The sequence below is a fragment of the Gemmatimonadaceae bacterium genome, assembly GCA_040882285.1.
Classification (GTDB): domain Bacteria; phylum Gemmatimonadota; class Gemmatimonadetes; order Gemmatimonadales; family Gemmatimonadaceae; genus JACDCY01.
This window is the reverse complement of record JBBEBQ010000024.1, coordinates 43,260-63,770: the sequence shown is the minus strand read 5'-3', so window position 1 is coordinate 63,770 and position 20,511 is coordinate 43,260. Positions and strand designations below refer to the sequence as shown.

General features: G+C 66.7%; 17 protein-coding genes and 1 tRNA gene. 7 read left to right on the top strand and 11 right to left on the bottom strand.

The window, feature by feature from the left end; translation table 11 throughout:
- Positions 1-57: 57 nt before the first annotated feature.
- The 4 genes from WEA80_11955 to WEA80_11940 form a co-directional block, all read right to left on the bottom strand.
- The gene (locus tag WEA80_11955) at positions 58-612 is read right to left on the bottom strand and encodes a DNA methyltransferase (protein MEX1187295.1); all 555 of its coding nucleotides are present in this window, start codon (positions 610-612) and stop codon (positions 58-60) included.
- A gap of 43 nt (positions 613-655) precedes the next feature.
- The gene (locus tag WEA80_11950) at positions 656-1,090 is read right to left on the bottom strand and encodes a hypothetical protein (protein ID MEX1187294.1); all 435 of its coding nucleotides are present in this window, start codon (positions 1,088-1,090) and stop codon (positions 656-658) included.
- Positions 1,091-1,728: 638 nt separating this feature from the next.
- Positions 1,729-2,361: a NifU family protein gene (locus tag WEA80_11945; protein MEX1187293.1), complete on the bottom strand. Its 633-nt coding sequence runs from the start codon at positions 2,359-2,361 to the stop codon at positions 1,729-1,731.
- Entirely contained in the window at positions 2,354-3,610 is a 1,257-nt protein-coding gene (locus tag WEA80_11940; GenBank protein MEX1187292.1) for a P-loop NTPase, read from the bottom strand. Before WEA80_11940 ends, WEA80_11945 begins: the two co-directional genes overlap by 8 nt.
- A 348-nt stretch (positions 3,611-3,958) precedes the next feature.
- On the opposite strand from WEA80_11940, the gene WEA80_11935 reads away from it, so the two are divergent.
- The 3 genes from WEA80_11935 to moeB are packed head-to-tail and all read left to right on the top strand — an operon-like array spanning position 3,959 to position 6,773.
- Complete coding sequence (locus WEA80_11935; GenBank protein ID MEX1187291.1) at positions 3,959-4,879, top strand: cysteine synthase family protein; 921 nt, start codon at positions 3,959-3,961, stop codon at positions 4,877-4,879.
- Positions 4,876-5,316: a M67 family metallopeptidase gene (locus tag WEA80_11930; GenBank protein ID MEX1187290.1), complete on the top strand. Its 441-nt coding sequence runs from the start codon at positions 4,876-4,878 to the stop codon at positions 5,314-5,316. Before WEA80_11935 ends, WEA80_11930 begins: the two co-directional genes overlap by 4 nt.
- Complete coding sequence (moeB, locus tag WEA80_11925) at positions 5,313-6,773, top strand: molybdopterin-synthase adenylyltransferase MoeB (protein ID MEX1187289.1); 1,461 nt, start codon at positions 5,313-5,315, stop codon at positions 6,771-6,773. Before WEA80_11930 ends, moeB begins: the two co-directional genes overlap by 4 nt.
- 217 nt (positions 6,774-6,990) lie before the next feature.
- On the opposite strand, the gene WEA80_11920 is transcribed toward moeB, so the two are convergent.
- From WEA80_11920 to WEA80_11910, 3 genes are all read right to left on the bottom strand, one after another.
- A complete protein-coding gene (locus WEA80_11920; GenBank protein MEX1187288.1) occupies positions 6,991-9,201 on the bottom strand; it encodes a hypothetical protein in 2,211 nt (736 codons plus the stop codon).
- 55 nt (positions 9,202-9,256) lie between these two features.
- Positions 9,257-9,676 (bottom strand): hypothetical protein, encoded by a 420-nt coding sequence (locus WEA80_11915; protein ID MEX1187287.1) that lies wholly within the window; start codon positions 9,674-9,676, stop codon positions 9,257-9,259.
- Positions 9,677-9,782: 106 nt separating this feature from the next.
- On the bottom strand, positions 9,783-10,196 hold the full coding sequence (locus WEA80_11910) for a hypothetical protein (GenBank protein MEX1187286.1): 414 nt from the start codon (positions 10,194-10,196) through the stop codon (positions 9,783-9,785).
- A gap of 235 nt (positions 10,197-10,431) precedes the next feature.
- Here WEA80_11910 and WEA80_11905 point away from each other — a divergent pair, with 235 nt between their 5' ends.
- Positions 10,432-10,992 (top strand): hypothetical protein, encoded by a 561-nt coding sequence (locus tag WEA80_11905; protein ID MEX1187285.1) that lies wholly within the window; start codon positions 10,432-10,434, stop codon positions 10,990-10,992.
- Positions 10,993-11,001: 9 nt separating this feature from the next.
- Here the strand turns inward: WEA80_11905 and WEA80_11900 are convergent, their stop codons facing one another.
- Positions 11,002-14,007: an AAA family ATPase gene (locus tag WEA80_11900; GenBank protein ID MEX1187284.1), complete on the bottom strand. Its 3,006-nt coding sequence runs from the start codon at positions 14,005-14,007 to the stop codon at positions 11,002-11,004.
- 123 nt (positions 14,008-14,130) lie between these two features.
- Here WEA80_11900 and WEA80_11895 point away from each other — a divergent pair, with 123 nt between their 5' ends.
- Positions 14,131-15,507: a cyclopropane-fatty-acyl-phospholipid synthase family protein gene (locus WEA80_11895; GenBank protein MEX1187283.1), complete on the top strand. Its 1,377-nt coding sequence runs from the start codon at positions 14,131-14,133 to the stop codon at positions 15,505-15,507.
- 12 nt (positions 15,508-15,519) lie between these two features.
- Here WEA80_11895 and WEA80_11890 read toward each other — a convergent pair whose 3' ends face one another.
- Genes WEA80_11890 through WEA80_11880 form a run of 3 tightly spaced genes read right to left on the bottom strand, consistent with a single transcriptional unit; the run spans position 15,520 to position 19,168 of the window.
- Entirely contained in the window at positions 15,520-17,241 is a 1,722-nt protein-coding gene (locus WEA80_11890; protein MEX1187282.1) for an amidase, read from the bottom strand.
- A gap of 22 nt (positions 17,242-17,263) precedes the next feature.
- Positions 17,264-17,710, bottom strand: coding sequence for a GNAT family N-acetyltransferase (locus WEA80_11885; protein ID MEX1187281.1), 447 nt, complete (start codon positions 17,708-17,710; stop codon positions 17,264-17,266).
- A gap of 6 nt (positions 17,711-17,716) precedes the next feature.
- Entirely contained in the window at positions 17,717-19,168 is a 1,452-nt protein-coding gene (locus tag WEA80_11880; GenBank protein ID MEX1187280.1) for an NADP-dependent isocitrate dehydrogenase, read from the bottom strand.
- A gap of 81 nt (positions 19,169-19,249) precedes the next feature.
- Here WEA80_11880 and WEA80_11875 point away from each other — a divergent pair.
- Positions 19,250-19,323 (top strand) — tRNA-Arg (locus WEA80_11875).
- Positions 19,324-19,520: 197 nt separating this feature from the next.
- Positions 19,521-20,474, top strand: coding sequence for an MlaD family protein (locus tag WEA80_11870; GenBank protein ID MEX1187279.1), 954 nt, complete (start codon positions 19,521-19,523; stop codon positions 20,472-20,474).
- The last annotated feature ends 37 nt before the right edge of the window (positions 20,475-20,511 follow it).

Genomic DNA, 20,511 nt, shown 5'->3' with positions numbered 1-20,511 from the left:
CGCGGCATCGAGGACTGTCAACTTATTCCTGGACCTCTAAATTGGGCTACCGTCACTTTACGTAGAACAACAGGGTATCTGTGGCCTTCGCAAAAAGCTTCTTCCGGCTGTCGTGCATCTTGTTGTAGTAGTACCCATCTTGTTGTAGTAGTACCAATGAATCTCGTTGCGAAGGTTCTTGGGGCCGAATACCGCATCCATTAGCAATCGAAGGTGAGCACTCGCGGTAGCATCGCAGTGGAGATAAATCGAAGCCGTGTCCTTCATTACACGGCGCAGTTCCACGAGGCGCGGTGCCATCATGGAGATGTAGGCCAGCATATCGCTTTCACCCAAAAAGGTTCGGAAGGCTTCCATCACCCGCGACACTGGACCACCGGCAACGATTATTTCTTCATAGGCAGCAGCCGCAGCTTGATCCCACTGCCACGTATCCTCAAAGACTTTGATCTGAGCAGCCGAACGTGAGCCGTCTTTCTCCTCAAAAAGAACGTTGTAGTTCTGGTCAGATTTGAACGGAGGGTCGAGGTACACGAGGTCGACCGACTCATCTTTGATGTGACGCCGGAGCACGTCGAGGTTGTCGCCGTAGTAAAGGACGTTTTCTGCCATGCGTTAAAGCTTATGGTGCAGAGGAGATTCGGCCAGCGAAATGTTATCGGCTCTTGCTGGGCTCGCGATCACTCATCTGCAAAGCCGTAACTCCGACGTGACGGTAGTCGGCAGCAACGAGTGAGGTGCGCTTGAACGGGCCGATTCGCCGGAGGTCGTAACGCATTGCCGCTACCATTTGATTGAACGCCTCCTCACGAGCCTGCTCCGTCGTTGGTGTCGCCGAGTGGACCGTGTCGAGGAAAGTGTACAAAGCCCTTATTACGCCATCCGGGCAGTAAAGCCAGCTCAGGTTGACCGCTGCCAGGAATTGCGCGATGTCGGTGGGGCTGCCACCGATGTAGAATCCACGGGAGTGTTCAAGCAGCAGCCGATACCGCTCTTCACGACGGTTACGGTCCTCAGCCGCGCGCTTGCGCCACTCATTTGCTAGCCAGGCGACCATGCCGGCGATTAGCGGAATCGCAATGCCCGCCACGGTCAGAGCGACATCCCTCATGGCGAGTCAGTCCGAGTGTTTGCATTCGATTGGAGCGAAGCCAGAGCCGGTAGCAGCAACGCGATTCTAGATGCCCTGGTGGCCATCGGTACGGATGAAGGCACGAAACTCATTTAGGCTCATGATGCGCGTGGCGAAGCGTGCTTCGAGCTGATGACAATAATCTTATCAAATAGTGCCCAAAGCGACGATGACCAGCCGCGTCTCAGGTGCGGGGCTTGTGTCGTACACAACGACTCTCGATGTAGCCATGTCGGAGCCCGCCCAGTTGCCACTTCGCAAGGTCGTTGTCGGGCCACAACCTCATGCCGACGTGGTTCTGCGCGGCGTCGCCGACTTTCTGGATGCGCACGGCTACGCAGGTACGGAGATCGTGCCCTCAGAGATACCATTTCGGCGTGGCGCGACGTTCGGCGGGCATGGGACGATATTGTGGGAAAGCTCTCCTTCTCCCAGGGGACCATCCTCGTGCGGACAGCTGTTGTGGATAGCGTGGTAGACCCCGTTCACGTTGAAAAGGGCCACCGGCATTCCGTTTACGTCCACGGTCTTGCCGGTGCCCGGTTCAAGGTCTCCCTTGCGTGCGACCATCACGTATTGCTTTATGGCGTTCTTCATTAGTTGGACGAGGTGCGCTCGTAGAATGGCTTCTTCCCCGCCGTGTGGTCCGTCGTGTCAACGATGTCCGCGATCTCCGGTGCGACCCGACGCACCTTGACCTCGAACCCGCGTCGCAGAGTCAGTTGCGAGGCCGCGCACCCCTGGCACCCACCACTCATGGTGACAAAGAGCTTTCCGTCCCTCACATCAACAATGGAAATCTTCCCGCCGTGCGCCGCGATGGCACGGTTGACTTGCCGGTCCAGGAGTTCCTGAATAACCGCGCGAACTTCGGCGTCGGTGCGCCCCAACGCACCCGCGGTGCGAGGGGCCTCGAGGATGGCCGGTACCCCTGAGACGAGCTGCACACGGATGACCGTTCCGATCCCAGATTTCAGTGCGGACCACGAGGCGCCTGAGTGCTTCCCGACCGTCACGACGTTTTCGGCAACGAGCACGTGGGCGACGCCGGCAAGCGCGAACAATCGCTCGGCGAGGGGTGAACCAGCGGCCAATTCTTTGGCGTGGAAGAAGAAGGGACCGCCCGGATGCACCGTCTGGCTTACGGTGAACTTGCACGTGTCGGGATCGGCGACGGAAGTCTCGGCGCGGATCGTGATCGTCTCGTCGAGAGGCAGGACATCAAACATCTTCCACCACCTTGGCTGCGAAGCGCTCAGCGAGGGCCCGCAGGTGCTCGAACGTGTATATCCCGGTACTGTGGCCGTCGTTCCAGCGGAATATGATGGCGTAATTGCCTGCGCTGGAGATCGTCTGGGGGGCCACGTCCGGCAGCACGCTCTGTGGATCGAGGACCGCCCGGCCGCTCATTTCCTCGACGCAGAGGGCGCACGGGCATGCCAGTCGAAGGTCCCGGACGTCGAAGTCGTCACGGCGCCCGTCCTCCCAGACCACAGACAACGTGCGCGCATCGCGCCGGCGGAAACCGGCGGGGGTGGTTGGAGAGCCCATCGGCTGGACCGCGCTCTCCACCCAGGCCGGCTCACCCTCATTCGTTTCCCAGTTCCAGGCGAATGCTCCCAGCGCCGTCGTTGGGAGCCCCCGGAGTCGGCCGGCAAGCGCCGTCGCGATCGCGACATAGGCCTGGGCTGCGGCGGAGTGCGGCCTGTCGGCCACGACCGGACGCCCCTCGTCCCCGCCAGTGACGATGTCGGCGTCGAGAGGAATGGCGCCCAGGAATGGGACGCCGAGCTCCCGACTCATCCGCTCGCCGCCGCCACGGCGGAAGATGTCGGTGTCCTTTCCACAGTGAGGGCACGTGAAGGTGCTCATGTTCTCGATGATGCCGAGGATGGTGACATTCAGGGTCTCGAACGCCCGCAGCCCGCGGCGGGCGATCTTGAGGCTCACATCCTGCGGCGTCGTCACGATGATCGCGCCGGACAGAGGAACGCTCTGGGCCAACGTCAGTTGCGTGTCGCCGGTCCCGGGCGGGAAGTCGAGAATCAAATAGTCCAGCTGTCCCCACTGCACGGTGCCGATGAACATGTTCAGGTACTTGCCCACCATCGGTCCGCGCAAGATGGCCGGTTTGTCGTCCCCGGTGAGCATGCCCATCGATATCGCCTTCAGGCCGTGCCGTTCCGCGGGGACGATCTTCTGGTCCGCGGTCATCTCGGGCAGCTGGCCGGTGGAAAGTCCCAGCATCACGGGGATGCTCGGGCCCAGGATGTCCGCGTCAAGAAGCCCGACGCGACCGCCGACTTGCTGGAGCGCGAGCGCGAGATTGACGCTGACGGTGGACTTGCCCACGCCGCCCTTGCCGCTGGCCACCGCGATGACGTGCCTGATTCCTGGCAGCTTTTCAGGACCGCCGGAAGCCTCGGACAACGCGCTTGGCGCGTGCTCATCGGTGTTGTGCGGACCGGTGGTCTGCATGTCTCAGGTTCCATGCTCGGAATTTCAATCGCCCCTGTAGAATATAAACACGCTGGACATCGCAGCGGCACCGTGAGCACGGCGCGCAGGATGATCGTCCGCTGCGGTGTGTTCAATCGCTGCCCGCGGTGAGCGTGAAAGCCCGCGTTCGGGGCTCGGCAGCGGTCGTGTCCACCGTGTGGGACATGTGGCTCGAGGAAGGAAGCGGCGGCGCGCCACTCCGACGAAGGTCCACGCCGCAGCATATCTGGTCGGGAGCCGATGACATTTCAGCGCTCGCGACGTATCATTATTTGATCCTGGTACGTCGCCGCGTCATCAGATGCGTCGACAGGGCAGGATGTCCACGTGCGTAGAAGCCTCGCCGTCTCACTCGACCAGTTGATCGGAAATACCCCGCTCTTACCGCTGCGTCGCAGCGTCGGAGCAGGAAGCCGCGGGTCGGTCTTCGTCAAGCTCGAGTACTTGAATCCAGGTGGGAGCGTAAAGGACCGTGCGGCGCGCGCCATCATCCAAGCGGCGGAGCGAGACGGTCGACTCGGCGTGGGCAGGACGCTGCTCGACGCGAGCTCGGGAAACACGGGCATCGCCTACGCCATGCTCTGCGCCGAGCGAGGCTATGGCTGCGAGATCTGTGTGCCCGGGAACGCCAGCGAGGAACGAAAGAAACTGCTTCGGAGTTATGGTGCTAGGATCGTGATCACGGACGCAGTGGAAGGCTCCGACGGCGCGATCCGCGAGGCGCGCCGGCGCGCCGCCGCTGACACCGAGCATTACTTCTATGCCGATCAGTACAACAACCCCGCGAACGTCCAGGCGCACTACGAGACGACCGGCGCGGAGATCTGGGAGCAGATGCAGGGACGCGTGACGCACTTCGTGGCAGGGCTGGGGACGAGTGGGACATTCGTCGGAGCAGCCCGTAGATTGCGCGAGTGTAATCCGCGCGTGCGACTGATCGCGGTGCAGCCCGATTCGCCGCTTCACGGCATCGAGGGAATGAAGCATATGGCAACCGCGATCGTCCCGGGGATCTACGATCCGGAGCTCGCCGACGAGACAATCGAAGTTGGCACCGAAGAGGCACAGACCACGGCGCGCCGGCTGGCACGCGAAGAAGGCTTCCTCGCTGGCGTCTCCGGCGGCGCGAACGTGGCGGCGGCGATCCAGATAGCTGCGCAAGCCGGGCCGGAGGCAGTCATCGTTACTCTGTTACCGGACGGTGGCGAGCGCTACCTGAGCCAGCGGTGGTGGGAGGGAGAGACGTGATCAGACTCCCCGCTGCTGCCCTCGAGCGCATTCGCGAGCACGCGCGGGACGCTTATCCGCGCGAGTGCTGCGGGGCGCTGCTGGGGCGCGCGTCGCACAACCACAGGGCGGTGAAGGAAGTCGCGCGTGCTGTCGCCCTCGCGAATGCCACGCATGATATGGCGGAACGGCGTTATCTGATTCCGGGCGCCACGGTGCGGGAGATCGGGCGAACGGCCGAGCACGATGGCCTGGAGATCGTCGGCTTTTACCATTCGCATCCCGACCATCCGCCGGAGCCATCGGGACTCGACCGTGAGCAGGCCTGGCCCTGGTACACGTACCTCATCGTCGGGGCTCGTTCGGACGACACGGGGCCGGTGCGGGCCTGGCAACTGGTGGATGACGGGCTGCTCTTCGCAGAAGAGGAATTGACCATCGTCCGGGAGGACACATGAGCGCGATCGTTCGCATTCCCACGCCGCTCCGCGCTTACGCGGGTGGCGAGAGCGAAGTGACGGTGCGCGCCGGCACCGTTGGTGACGCGATCACGGAGCTCATCGAACGCTACCCCCAGCTCCGCCGGCATTTGTACACTGAGGCCGGCGCGCTGCGCAACTTCGTCAACCTGTTCCTGAACGAGGACGAGGTGCGCTATCTGGCGAGCGACCGGACGACGGTCGCGGAGGGAGACACGATCACGATTGTCCCGAGCATCGCTGGCGGGGCGGGCGGAGCAAGCGCCGTCGCTGACACAGCGGATCTCTCGCCCGAGGAGGTGCTTCGCTACAGCCGTCATCTCATCATGCCTGAGGTGGCGATGGGCGGGCAGCGCAAGCTCAAGGCGGCAAGGGTGCTGCTCGTGGGCACCGGCGGACTTGGCTCGCCCCTGGGTCTCTATCTCGCCGCGGCCGGCGTCGGAACGCTCGGTCTCGTGGACTTCGACGTGGTGGACGTGACGAATCTCCAGCGGCAGGTCTTGTACGGCACGAGCGACATCGGGCGACCGAAGCTGGATGCGGCCGCGGGGCGGTTGCGCGACGTCAACCCGCACGTGCAGATCGTACCGCATGAGTTGCGGCTGACGAGCGAGAACGCGCTGCAGATCCTGGAGTCGTACGACGTCGTAGTAGACGGCACCGACAACTTCCCGACACGTTACCTCGTGAACGACGCGTGCGTGCTCCTCGGGAAGCCGAATGTCTACGGCTCGATCTTCCGCTTCGAGGGACAGGTCTCGGTGTTTTTCGCGGAGAAAGGACCCTGCTACCGGTGCCTCTTCCCCGAGCCGCCGCCGCCCGGGCTGGTGCCGAGCTGCGCCGAGGGAGGCGTGTTGGGTGTGCTTCCGGGAATCGTCGGCGCGTTGCAGGCGCTCGAGGCGATCAAGCTGATCCTCGGGGCTGGAGAGCCGCTGATCGGTCGCCTCTTACTCTTTGACGCATTGGCGCTCCGTTGGCGTGAGCTCAAGCTGCGCAAGAACCCCGACTGCCCGGTGTGCGGCGAGCGGCGGACGGTGACCGGCCTCGTGGACTACGAGGAGTTTTGTGGCGTCCCGCAGGCGATCGCGGCCGAGGCGGCAGAGCGCGATGGTCTCGTCGAGACGACCGCTTTGGAGCTGGAGGCACGGCTCTCTAGCGGAGAGTCAATCACGATTATCGACGTGCGCGAACCGCACGAGTGGGAGATCGCGAACCTGGAGCGCTACGGCGCACGGCTCATTCCGCTGGGGCAATTCGCCGAGCGGATGCACGAGCTGAACAGCGCCAACCAGATTGTGGTGCATTGCCGCTCGGGCGCTCGAAGCGCGAAGGCATTCCGCCAGCTTCACGCCGCGGGATTCAGACGGATCTGGAATTTGAAGGGTGGGATTCTCGCTTGGACCGACGAAGTGGACCCGACGCTGCCGCGGTACTGACCACGAGCGAAGCGAGAGCCAGCGCGGAAGCCGCGCGGAACGGCCTAGAAGCAGCAGAACATGCTTCGCCGAAGGCCGTCGGAGGCAGTTGCGCGTGCAAAGATACGGTCTCAGCCCATTCCTGTTTCGGGAGCAGGAGGTCGCTGGTTCAAATCCAGTCGCCCCGACTTTAGCAAATTGAGCCTCTGCAACGACGGTCGTTGCAGAGGTTTTTTTCTTAGAAGCCCTGCCCGATCCGGCCGGTGAACTTCCACGGGCCCGCGCGGTCGATCGGACGCGTGACGCCCACGGCCAGCGCGCCGCTGAAAAACGTCACGAGAAATTCCGCCGAGGCGCGCACGCCGTCGGTCGTGCGCGACAGCGGCACCAGCGCGCCGGTGACGGAATCCGTCACCGCGCCCAGCTCGAGCAGCGCCGCCTCCGCCTCCGGCCCGGACACGCCGGTCCAGCCAGCGTGGATTCCCGCCGCGATGCCGGGCGCGATGCCCGGCACGATCAGCCGCCCCGGCAGCCGGATCGGCGCGCGGAGTAACGGCAGCGTGTACCCGACCACCGCGCGGCCGAGCGCCGCGCGGTCGCCGGCAAATTCCTTGTAGCCGTACGAGCGCAGCCCTTCGCTCCGGCCGATCTCGAACATCGCCTGCGGCACGGGGTCGCCGATCAGCGTGCCGGCGTCCGCGCGCGCATACAGCTGAAACGGTCCAAGCTCGCGGCGCGCGGCGGCGCCCGTCTCCAGGCGCTGCCAGCGGAGATCCCCATCGGCGCGGTCGTAGCTCACGCGACCGCCGATGCCGCGGTCCACGAACAACCCGCTCACGTCGGGATTCAGCTCGAGCGACGCGATCGTCCGGACGTAGTTCCCTTCCCTGATTCCGCGGTTCGGCCTGAATCCCTCGCCGTCGGCGACGAACAGTCCGCGCGAGATGTTCTGCTCCACCGCGCGGTCTGAGCCGGGCCCAACCTCGAGCCGGACCACCGATCGCCGCTTGAGTCCGAGAGTGCGGCTCACGAACAGCGTCGCGCTGCGCCGGTCGAGATAGTCGTAGTCGTCGGTGCTGCCGAGGAGCGCGGCCATCGTCGCGCCCCAGGACAGCGGCGGCTGAAAATCATTGGTGTGCGCCAGCGCGCGCTCGAGCCGGATTCCCGTCGTGGTCGCGCCGCGCGCGCGATGCGCGCCGAGCATTCCGCGCGCGGTCTGCTCGGACCACGCCCAACCCACGGAGCCGCGGACCGTCACTCCCGAAGCCGCCTCGCCGAAGTCTTTCGCGAGCGCGATCCCGGTGAACAACCCCTCGATCCTATTGAAGCGAAACACCTCGCCGAGAGAGCGTGGCGCGAATCTGATTCCAGTTGACTGGCCGCGGGTTGCCCACTCCGCGGGCGCGACGTCGTCGAACTCCGAGAAGTACACGTCGGTGCTCGCGGCGCCGATCGGCTGCGTCCATCCGCCGTACCGCTGCTGCACCGCGGAGGACGCGAACGTCAGGTTGTGGCGGACCCCGGGGGGCGCCTCCGGACCCGTCCACGTCGAATCGTTGGGACGGTAGTCGTGAAAGCGCGACACGATCCGAACGATCGTGCGCAGCCCGCCGAACGGCCCGATCCGCGCCTGCAGCTCCGTGCGCTGGTACGCCGGCAGCCAGTAAGCACCTTCGACTTCCACGTTGACCAGCTCGACGAACGACGCGCCGCTCACGCCCGGGATGCGGCTGCCCGACTTGATCGTGACCTTGCCATCTTCCACCTCGACGAGCCGCCCGCGAATCCGTACGACCTGCTTGCGCTCGACGTCGATGTACATCTCGCCCAACAGCAGAACCGCATCACCCGGCGCGTCGGGTCGAGGCGTCACCGTCACGCGGACAATGGGTATCCGCTGCTGCTTGGCCGAATAGAAGGTCACCGCGGTGTCACCGCCGCCGAACCGATAGTACGTGTCGCGGTTGGTCGCGAGCGGATGCACCGCGAGTCCCGTGACCGTGTCGTACCTGCGACTACTGCCGCTCGCGGACGACACGCCGAGCTGCAGCCGGTTGCCGTACAGCGTCGGCGTGGTCCAGCCCCCGAAGATGCTCATGAGAGAGAACGTCGGTCCGATCGCCTGGTTGCGATAGCCGACGACCCGCTGGTCGTACCGGTCGGGCGCGCGCCAGCGGACGTCGCTCGCGATCTGCTCGAGCTGGGCGGTTCTTTCCCGCCCACCGGAGTCGACGATCACCAGCGACATCTCGGTCTCGAGCCGCGCGCGGTACGCGCGCAGGCGCTCGGGCACGCTCGCGTTGACGAGCGCCGCCTCAGCTATGAGCGCGGTGAGGCCGGGCGACGAGTCCACGGGCGCCGGCGCGGCAACCTGTGCCGAGGCGGTCCGCGCGAAGCTGGACGCCAGCAGCGTGAAGAGTACCAGACGCGTCCTGCATGCCGCTCGCATCAACGCTTGCTTCCGACGCAATACCGGGGCTCCGATGGTCCTATCTCGCTGAGCATCATCTCCTGTAGACACGCGGCAGATCGCCGCCGAACGAGAGCACTCCGCCGGCGAGCTGGCCGGTAAACTCGCGCCCCTGCGTGTCCTTGAAACGCACAATCTGCGCCGCGACCGAATACACGCCCGACCCGCGCTCATCGTAGGTAGCAACGTTGGGGGTCGTGACGGTCTCGATGCTCTCGCGGACGGTAAGAGATGTGGCGTAGCTCCCGTCCGCGCCGAGCTCGTAGCTTCCGGCGAGCACCTCAAACCTGTAGCCGTTCGCCTCGATCAGGATCGCGGGCAGGGATTTCTGCTGGATGGTCACGAGGAGGTAGGGTCCGGCAACGGGATCCGGCACGAGTACCTCCGCACGATCGCTTTGCCGGCATGCGGCCAGCATCACGCCGGCGGCAGCTAACGCGAGCAGCTTCGGCATGGGGGCATCCTCTTGCAAGAGCGCGGTGAGACTCTCTGGAGAATCTCACCGCACTCGCATGCCGGTGCCAGCGTCCGGCCTCTCGAATCGCTCGTTCGCGTCCGAATTACTTTCGAAACACCGCCGTGGAGCCGCCGTCGGTGAATGTCAGCGTGTTGCCCGCCAGCGTCGCGCTGTCGGTATCACCGTCGGAATATGTAAAGTTCACCGTGGATCCGGTTACCGTGTACGTACCGTTAAACGACTCGCTCTCCGTTGTGACCGCGTTGTCCTCGGTAATCCGGAATACGACGCTCGTAGTGAACGTCCTGCTCGCGGCCAAAACGAAGTTCCCGGAAACGATCTCCAGCCTGAATCCAGGCTCGTCGAACACGACCACGGGAAGCGACTGGCCGTCGAGCGTCTGGAGATTGTACGTGCCGGCGATCGAAGCCGGCTCGTTGATCCCGTCGCCGTCGCCGCCACACGCCGCAACGAGGCCAAGCACCGCGATCGCCGCCACCTTCATGAACTTTCGCATTCTTCCTCCGAAAGTGAGTTTGGTTCACCTCTTCGGCGGGAAGGGTGCGGTGGCAGTCGCGTGAATCCGATACGCATGATGACGTAGGCACGCCTCGAGCCGTACTCGACCGCGTCCCCGGCATGACGCGGGGGCGGAGCTACGTAAATCCTCCCCGCATGCTACGTAACTCGGCGCATTCACCCGCGCTGCGCCGACGGCGATACTCCCCTTCGATCATCCACAGGAGAATCGCATGGAGCTGCAGGTCGCCACCGAAAAGGGATCGCCAGCGAGCTGGTCGGTCGGATCCGTCATAGACTGGGGCACGGCCGATCTTACCGCGGCCGGGCGCGACCCCGAAGTGCTGATGCTGGTGCGACGCGCCGCGCTCAGGGCCGCGCGTCGGACGGTGGGCCTCAGCCACCTGCTGTCCGCCCTGGCGGGAGATTCCGTCGCCTCGGCGCTCCTCGCCCGGGAACTGCACGACAGCTGGAAGCACTTTCACGCTCTGCGATCGTACCTGGATGTAGCCGAGTACTCCCCCGCGATCGCGGAGGCCGAGCTGGACCAGCATCGCCGGTCAGCTCCGGAGGGAGTGGTCAAGCGGCCGGAAGACGCCGCGGGACGGATCGCGCGGCTGCTGGACGATGCCGCGCGCGACGGCGCGGTGTTCGAGCTGATCAAATCCAGGGCGCCCGACCCCGCGCTGGCCAGGCTCGCCGACCGGATCGCCCACGACCGCCGGCAGCACTCGCTCGCGCTGACGAGATACCTGGCCGCCCGGTCGGCGTCTTCCAGCGAAAAGACCGCTTAGCGAAGCGCGCTAGAGCAGTCCCTTTTCCCGCACGTAGTCGGCGAGCTCACCGCGCGACTCCACGTCCAGCTTGGAGAAGATGTTGGACAGGTGGGTGCTGACCGTTCGCGCGGAGATCTTGAGAGCCGCGCCGATCTCCTTGTTCGCCTTCCGCGCCGCGACCATCCGAGCGATCTCCATCTCGCGGGCGGTGAGGCCGGCCGCGCCCTCGCCCACCGTCCTGGAGGGGGGCCGGAACCCGAGCGTGCGCAGTTGCTCGCGCGTGGCGTCCAGCTCGGCGGCGGCGCCCAACCGGGCGAACAGATCGTGCGCCCGACGCAGCTCGCGGGCGGACTGCTCGCGATCCCCCGCTTCCGCCAGAGCGCGGGCGTACTGCCGCCGCATCCTCGCTCCAAAGTGCGGATACTGCAGCTCTTCCAGCAGCTCCGCGGCCACCTTCAGCTCCCTCGCCGCGCCCGCGGGATCGCGATCGCGCAACAGCGTCAGCAGGCCTTCGCCCGCCTGGGCGCACGCGGCCGCGAGCCGGTGGTTCAGTCGCATCGATTCGTTGCGCAGGCGCGCGCAGTGCTTCTCGGCGGTGGCGAAATCGGCATTGTACAGCGCCGCTTCGGTGACGAGCGGCAGCAGCCACTGGACCGCCCACACTACATGGCCCGCGCGGTCCGCGATGGCGAGACCCGCCTCGCCGACCTTCACGGCTTCGGCGTAATTGCGGGTCGCGAGATGGTACGCGGCCATCCCGAGGTGCGCCGGCACCACCGAGGGGACGTCCACCGCGCGTTCCGCCCCGCGCTCGGCGCCCGACTTCTTCCACGCCTCCTCGAACATCTCGAGAGCGCGCGCGTGCTCGCCGCGCCAGAGGTGGATCGTGCCGGTCCAGACGAGCAGCCGTGGCAGCAGCGTCTTTTGCGCCAGCGCGCGCGCCTGCGCGATCGCGCGCTCGCCCGTGGCGATTCCCGTCTCCCAGTTGCCTACACCGGACGCGTACTGCACGGACAGCTCGGCGGTCCACAGCGGCAGCAGCGGGGAGCGCAGCTCGTCGGCGAGCCGCGACGCCGCGCCGATGTGCTCGACGACGCCCGTCGCGTCGCTGTCGAGCCCTGCCAGCATGGCCATCCCCCAATGGGCCGACCACGCGAGCACTTTCTGCCCGCTCTCTTCCGCCAGCGCCACCGCCTTGCGGCCGTGCTCCCGCGCGCGCGGGATATCGCCGCTCCAGGCGTGCAGCAGCAGGAGCGCGCGGTGCACGCGCGCGGTGAGCGCGGGATTCCCCGTGCGCTCCGCCTCGGCGAGCGCCGCGTTCACGTCGGCCGCGGCGTCGGAGAACCGCCCCGCATCCTGCGCGCAGATGCTGCGCCCCAGGCGAATGCGCACGACCATGGCGGGATCGGCGATCTCCGCCGCCGCCTCCAGCGCCGCCGCGTAATGCTCGAGCGCTTTCTCCGATTGGCCGGTCCAGTAACACGCGAGCCCCATGCGGTGCCGCACCGAAGCGGCCAGGGCGCGATCACCCCGCCGCTCCGCGTCCGCGAGCGCGCGCGCCCAGAGCTCCATCGCCTCGTCGTACTGGCCGAGCCGCTGGCGCGCGCGGGCGAGGGTAGTCACCAGCTCGCTGGTCGAATCGCCGCTTCCCTGCCGGTCCCGCTGCTCGAGCGCGGCGGCGAGATAATCGGCCGCCTCGCGATTGGCGTATTTCTCCAGCGCGGTGCGGCCGGCGGCAGTCAGATACTTCACCGCCTTGGGCGCGAGCTCGGGGGACATCGCGCGCGAATAGTGAAAGGCCAGCTCGTCGGCATGCGCCGGTGCGGTCGGGCCGTACAACGACTCGAGCGATTGCGCGACCTGCGCATGCAGCAGACGGGCGCGGGCTCCGCCGAGCGCGGCGTACAGGACCTCGCGCAGCATGGGGTGCGCGAAGTCGTAGGCCAGCTCTTCGCCACGCGCGGCCTCTACCAGCACGCGGGCGGAGCGGAGCTCGTCGAGCGCGCCCACCAGCTCCGCGTCCGCGAGACCGCTCACCGCGCACAGGACATCATAGCCGGCGCGTGTGCCGACCACGGCGACGAGATTCGCGATTGTCTTCCCATGCGGCGACTGCCGGTCGAGCCGCGCGCCGAGCACCTCGCGGACCGTCGGCGGCAGATCCAGCGATTCCGTCTCCCAGCCGGTCCACTTGCCATCCCGCTCGACGAGCAGCCCCCGGTCGATCAGCGACTTGAGCGTCTCCTGAATGAAGAACGGATTGCCGCGAGTCCAGTCGTACAGCAGCCGGGAGAAATTCGCGGTCTGCGCCGGCGGCGTGCCGAACGTCTCCGCCAGCAGCTCCGACACCTGCGCCTCACCCAGCGCATCCAGGTGGTACACGGTGATCGCGCCGAGCCGGGCGAGCGATTGCTCGGTTGTCCGCAATACGTCGTTGGCGTCGCGCTGCGACTCGTTGTACGTGCCTATCAGAACGATCCGCGCGCCTTCGCGTGGCTGCCGCGCGAGAAAGTGCAGCAGCTCCAGCGAGGAGGCGTCCGCCCACTGTAGGTTCTCCAGCACGAGCAGGACCGGCTTCTTGGCGGCGAAGCGAATGAGGAACTGGCTGAAGTTCCAGAGCAGGCGCGCCTTGAGCTCCGACGGATCGGCGCCGGCGTTGGCGCGCGCGCCGTCGCCATCGGCACCCAGGCTCGGGAATAGATGGCGCAGCTCGGCGGCTCCGCCGCGTGAGAGCACGGTCAGCTGCGCGGGCTCCATCGCTCGCAACACCGGCACGAGCGCGTCGGCGAACGCGGCGTAGGGGACGCCGGTCTCCACCGGATACGCGCGGCCCACGGCGACGGTGAACCCTATCTTCGACGCGCGATCTGCCACGGCCTCGACGAGCCGGGTTTTGCCGACGCCGCCTTCGCCCGCGACCAACACAGCTCCGGCCTGGCCGCCCGCGGCGGCGGTCAGCAACCCGCTCAACGCGGCCAGATCGGCCGCTCTCCCGACCATCGGGGTCGCGTCGCTGCTGAGGCGTGGGGGCATCTGCCCGTAAACAGAAGCTTCTACGCCGGCCAAAATCAAGCAATCCATCATCTTGAAGGGCTCGAGCCGTCATCGAAAACCGCCGCCGCGGTTCATTTTATGCTCCACCACGGACGCATGCCGATGCCCCACGATATGGACACCGGACTGACAGCCACGCGGGAAGTGGTTGGCGCGCTATTCGGCCCGCCCGCCGCGCGGGCGTTCGACGTCCGCTACTGGGATGGCTCGAGTGAGGCTTCCGGGCGCGCGGATGACGCGCGCTTCACGCTCGTGATCTCGCGCCGCGGCGCGTTGCGGCGAATGCTCTTCCCGCCCAACGAGCTGTCCATCGTGGACGCGTACATCTCCGGCGATCTCGACGTCGAGGGCGATCTGGAATCGGCTGTCGGCCTTGGAGATGAGGTGGAGCGGCGGATTCGCGACGGCCGGACGATCGCGCGGCTCGCGCGGAAGATCATCGCGCTCCCCGCCGACGATCACCCCGACGTCGCGAAGTCACGGTTCCAGCGCGTGGCCGGCTCCCTCGCGCGGCGGCGGCGCGGCGACGCGCAGGCAATCGAGTTCCACTACGGCGTGAGCAACGAGTTCTACGCGCTCTGGCTCGACCCGATGATGCTGTACACCTGCGCGTACTTCAGGACCGGCGACGAGAGCATCGAGCTGGCCCAGCTCGACAAGCTCGAGCACATCTGCCGGAAGCTGCGGCTGAAGCGGGGCGACCGTCTGCTGGACATCGGCTGCGGCTGGGGTGGCCTCGTGCGGTACGCGGCGAAGAACTACGGCGTCGAAGCTCTGGGGATCACGCTCAGCGAATCGCAGGCGGCGTGGGGACGGGAGCGCATCCGCATGGAGGGACTCGCGGGGCAATGCAGAGTAGAAGTCCGCGACTACCGCGATCTGCCGGCCGGCGAGACTTTCGACAAGATCGCCTCCGTCGGCGTGACTGAGCACGTGCCCGCGGATGAGCAGCCCGCGTACTTCGCCCGGGCGAACGCCCTCCTTCGGCCCGGCGGAGCGTTCCTCAACCATTGCGAGGTGAGCGTCGACCAGGCGCACGGCGAGCCGGTCGCGTCGAAGATTGCCGCCAGGCTTTGGAAGCGCGGCGAGTTCATTCAGCGGTATGTCTTCCCGGATGCGCGGCTGGTGCCCGCGGCGCACGTGATCGCGAGCGCGGAGCAGAGCGGGTTCGAGGTGCGCGACGTCGAGAGTCTGCGCGAGCACTACACGCTGACGCTCCGGCACTGGATCCGCGCGCTCGAGAATAACCGCGACGGCGCGATCGATCTCGTCGGCGAGCGTACCTACCGGGTGTGGCGGCTGTACATGTCCGCGGGGGCCCAGCGGTTCCACGCGGGCAAACTCAACATCATCCAGACGCTGCTGTCGAAGCCGCGCGCGGACGGCGAGTCGGAGCTGCCGTGGACCCGCGAGGACATCTACGAAGCGCCGTATCCGAGCGAGCTGGCGAGAAAGCTGGAGCTGCGCACCTCGGCCTAGCCGAGGGAAAGGTTATAGAGCGGGCCGGCGAAGGTGAAAAGCCGTTGCCGCCTGATACGCCCGGGCTACGGCAACGAGCTTCGCCTCGCCGAATAATGCGCCGAGGAAGGTCAGCGAGACCGGGGTACCGTCCGCGCGGAAGCCGTGCGGCAGGATGACGGCCGGATGGCCCGTGAGGTTCGTGGCCACGAGCTGGGGGAATCCCGCGACCGACGTCGGCGTGACGATCACGTCCACGGTCGCGAACAGCTTGTCCCATTCCGCGATCGCGCGGGCCCGCAGCCGGTTGGCGTTGATGTAGTCCACCGCGGGGATGAAGCGCGCGACGCGAAACGTGTTCGCCCAGTCGTTCCGGGTCTGCTGCACCAGCTCGTCGTCGCGATTCGACCGCGTGAGGGAGTCGAACGCCGCCGCGGCCTCGGCGGTGAGCACGATTCGCATCGCGTCGTACGCCAGCTGCGGCATTTCGACTGGAATCAGCGCGAGGCCGAGTCCGCGCAGCACGTCGAGGGCCGCGTCGTCGAACGTCTTCGTTGAATGGAGGATGCGCTCCTGGTTCGCCGCGTCGCGCTCCGGCACGTCGAACGCGCCCTTGAAGTATCCGATTCTGACGTCGCGCGCGCGCAGCCGCCAATCCGGAACGAACCGGGGCGCGATCGCGCCGGCGTCCGCTCCGTCCCCGCCGCTGACCGCCTCGAGCACGAGCGCGCAGTCCTCGGCGCTCCGGCAGATCGGCCCGAGCTTGTCCATCGTCCACGACAGCGCCATCGCGCCCGTCTTCGGCACGCGGCCGTACGTCGGGCGGAGCCCCGTGACTCCGCAGCGCGTGGAGGGCGAAGAGATCGAGCCGAGCGTCTCGCTCCCGATCGAGAATGCGACGAGCCCGGCTTTCGTCGCGGCAGCGGGGCCGGCCGACGAGCCGCTGGACCCCTGATCGAGCTTCCACGGATTCCGCGTCATTCCGCCGAACCACACGTCTCCCTGCGCGAGCTCGCCGAGCGAGAGCTTGGCGAGGAGCACGGCGCCGGCGGCGTCGAGCCGCTGTACCACCGTCGCGTCCTGATCGATTACCTGCTCGCGATACGGACCGGCGCCCCACGTCGTCTTGTAGCCGCGCACGGCGAGCAGATCCTTCGCTCCCCACGGAATGCCGTGTAGCGGACCGCGGTACCTGCCGCGCGCGATCTCCTGATCGGCGGCCAGCGCCTGCGCGCGCGCCCGCTCCTCGGTGAGCGTGATGACCGCATGCAGCGACGGATCGAGCCGCTTGATCCGCGCGAGATACATGTCGGTGAGCTGCGTCGCGGTGACGCGCCGGGCGCGGACGAGAGCGGCGAGCTCCGCGATCGAAGCGAAGGCGAGATCCTCGAGGTCACGCGGAACCGCTCGCGGTCTCGCGTTCGGCCGAGCGACACGCCGCGGCTCGGGCGGCAGGCCTTTTCCCGGCGGAAGCGGATTGAACGTGAGCACCGGCGACTCGCTGTTGGCCAGCTCGATCTCGTGCAGCTCGCGGATCCGCGACTCGTTGGTTCGGAGACCGGCGACCATCATCTCGCGCTCGTCATCGTCGAAGCTGAGCCCGGCGATCTCTTCCGCGCACTTGATCGTCGCGGCCGTGATCTCGGCGCCGGCAGCCACCTGCGACCACAGGACCCCGGGAAGCAGCGTCGAGCCAAGCCCCGCGGCGGCGAAGTATTCCATGAACGCGCGCCGGTCGTAAGTGTGCTCAGTCACCTTGTGATCCTCCCGTTCAGGATTACCGCCGAAGCATCTCCACGTGCGGAATGTCGTCTTCGATGTACTCGTGGCCGGTGCACTCAAATCCGAGCGAGCGGTAGAAGCGCTCCGCCCAGCGCTGCGCCCCGATGCGCACGGCCGCGCCGGGGTAATATCGCTCCGCGCCGCGCAGACCCTCCAGCATCAGCTCGCGGCCAAGCCCGGTCCGCCGTACGCTCGGGTGGGTGATCACGCGGCCGATCGACGGCTCGGCGTATTTCACCCCCGGCTCGACGAGCCTCAGGTACGCGATCATCAATCCGGACGCGTCCCGCGCGTAGAGATGGCGTGACCGGCGGTCCCAACCGTCGGCATCAAGATACGCGCAATTCTGCTCGACCACGAACACCGTCTGCCGCAGCGCGAAGATGTCGTACAGCTCGTCCGCGGTGAGCTCAGGGAACGAGCGCCAGACCCAGTCCGGCATCGCGCGCTACGCCTGGCCGGCGGACTTGCTGAACGCGTCCTCGCCGTCGAACTGCTGCAGCTTCTCCACGTGCATCCACATCAGGTCGCCGGCGAGGCGCTGGAGCAGGTCGATCAGCTGCGCGTCGCCGACGTCCTTGCCCTCGGCGCGCGACACGAACCGGCAGCGATAGTGGTCCACCAGTCCGACCTTGGCTTCCACCTCGGGATACACGGCGGTGCCGCGATTGGCGATCCCGGCGAGCTTTAGCGAGCTGTCCGCCACGAGCGCCTCGACCTTTCTCCCGAGCTCGCCCGGCTGGAGCAGCGACTCGACGAAGACGTCGGCGCCGACGACTCGGCGTGTCTTCGGCTTCACGAACTCCACCGACTCGACCATCGGGGGGACCTTGAAGTGCCCGTGCTTGCGCTGGTTGCTGATGGAGGAGTGCTTGCCGAGGTTGGCGATCACCGCGTCTGCGAATCCGGTGGTCGAGACGGGATTCCCGGTGCCGAGCATGTCGCCGGTGTGCACCCCCTGCTCGAAGGTGTAGACCACCGCGTGCTCGATCGCCGTGGCGGCCCGACCCTCGTCGATGTGCCGGAGCATCATCGCGGCGCTGAAGATCAGCGCCGTCGGGTTCGCGACGTTCCTCCCCGCGATGTCCGGCGCCGAGCCGTGCACGGCCTCGAAGATGGACACGCGGCTGCCGATGTTCGCCGACGGCGCGAAGCCGAGCCCGCCCGTGAGCCCCGAAGTGAGATCGCTGAGGATGTCGCCGTTCATGTTCGTCGTAACGATGATGTCGAACTGCTCGGGCCGCATCGCGAGCTGGTGCGCGCAGTTGTCCACCAGGATGTGCTTCGCTTCGATCGCCGGATAATCCGGCGCGATGTCCTCGAAGGCATGCTGCAGCATTCCCTCGGTGAACTTCAAGATGTTCGCCTTCGTGGCACAGTGCACGACGTGGCGTCCCTCCGCCAGCGCGAACTCGAACGCGAGCTTCACGATCTTCTCGCAGCCGTTGCGCGAGATCAGCTTGAGGCACTGCGCCACGCCGGGCGTCTGCATGTGCTCGACGCCGGAGTACAGGTCCTCGACGTTCTCGCGCACGATCACGATGTCGAGGTTCCGGTCGCTGTACGGCGTCTTCACGCCCGGGAGCGTGCGCACCGGCCGGATGTTGCCGAACGTCTCGAACAGTTTGCGGAGGGTGACGTTGGCGCTCTTCGCCCCGTACCCGATGGGGGTCTCCAGCGGCCCCTTGAGCAGTACGCAGGTCCGCGTGACGGAATCGATGGTCTCCTGCGGCACTCCGGTGGCGTTGCCCCTGGCGAACACCTTGGCGCCGGCCTCGCATTCGTCCAGCTCCAGGTCCACTCCCGCGGCCTCGATGACACGGAGGGCGGCCCTGACGACCTCCGGGCCGATCCCGTCGCCCCGTATGACCGTGATGTGTTTGCGCTTGGCTGCGTGCATGCGGCAAACTTAATCGTGCCACGCGCGTTGATTCCACGCCCAATAACCGCTAGAATGAGAGTCCCTTCCCGTCCGATCTTCGCGCGCGTAGCTCAGTTGGATAGAGCGTCTGCCTCCGGAGCAGAAGGTCGTGGGTTCGAGTCCCGCCGCGCGCATTTGGAGCCAATAGCCAGCAGCCATCAGCGAGCAGCCAAGTGCTGCCGTAGACTTCGAGCGCTCGCGCTGGGCGTCGTCCTGGTCTCGCCCGTCCCGGCGGGTGCTCAGTCCCAGCCATCGGCGCCGACAGGAGATGGATCCTGGACAACGAGCCGAACCTGACGATGGCGCGGATGGGTGAGGCGATAGTGGCTGCATGGCCGAAGTAATCCGCTGGCGCGAGCTCGCGATCGGGCTGATCGGACTCGGCGCGGTCGTGGCGATCGTCGGCGGCGTGCTCATGTTCGCCGAGGTCGGCGGCATCCGCGGCAAGAAGGTGACGCTGTACGTCGCGGCGGACGAGACGGGCGGGCTGCTGGAAGGCGGCGACGTCTATCTGGCCGGCAAGAGCGTGGGCAAGATCGAGAGCATCGTCTTTCGGCCGCCCTCGACGGACACCACCGAGCGGCTCCTGATCAAGACCGCCGTGCTCCAGCGCGCGCTGCCGCTCATCCGCAGGGATTCTCCGGTGCAGATCGCCCCGCTCGGCACGTTCCTCGGCACGCCGGTTCTCGGCATCGGCGCGGGATCGAGCACCGCGCCCCCGGCACGGCCGGGCGACACGCTGTACGCGGGCGCGTTCCGCCAGTCGGAAGGCGTGCTGGCGCAGCTCGCCGCCGTCAGCCGGGACTTCGGTGCGCTGAAGAGCGAGGTGACCGCGGTGATGGAAGACATGAAGACGGCGCGCGGCACGTTCGGCGCCATGGCCGTCGAAGGGCCGCGCGACATCGGCCGGGTGGGTGCGGATTTCTCCCGCTTCAACGCGCGGCTCACGCGCGGGGGCGGAACGGTCGGCATGATCATGAACGATCCGAAGTTCGGCGCCCGCTTCGGCGCGATCCGCTCGGACGTCGACTCGCTCCGGCTGCTGATCACGTCCGACCGGGGCACGGTCGGCAAGTTCCGTCGCGACACGACACTGGTCGCGTCCTTGCGCGGCCTGCGGGACGAAGTCGCGTTGCTGCAACGTTCGCTCGCGGACGCGCGCGGAACCGCCGGCAGGGCGATGAACGACAAAGCGGTGCAGAACGAGCTGGCCGAGCTCCGCCGGCAGCTCGACGAGCTGATGGCGGACATCAAGAAGAATCCGTTCCGCTACATCAGGTTGTAGCTTGACCCCGACGCCGGGCTGACGTAGGTTCGGCGCT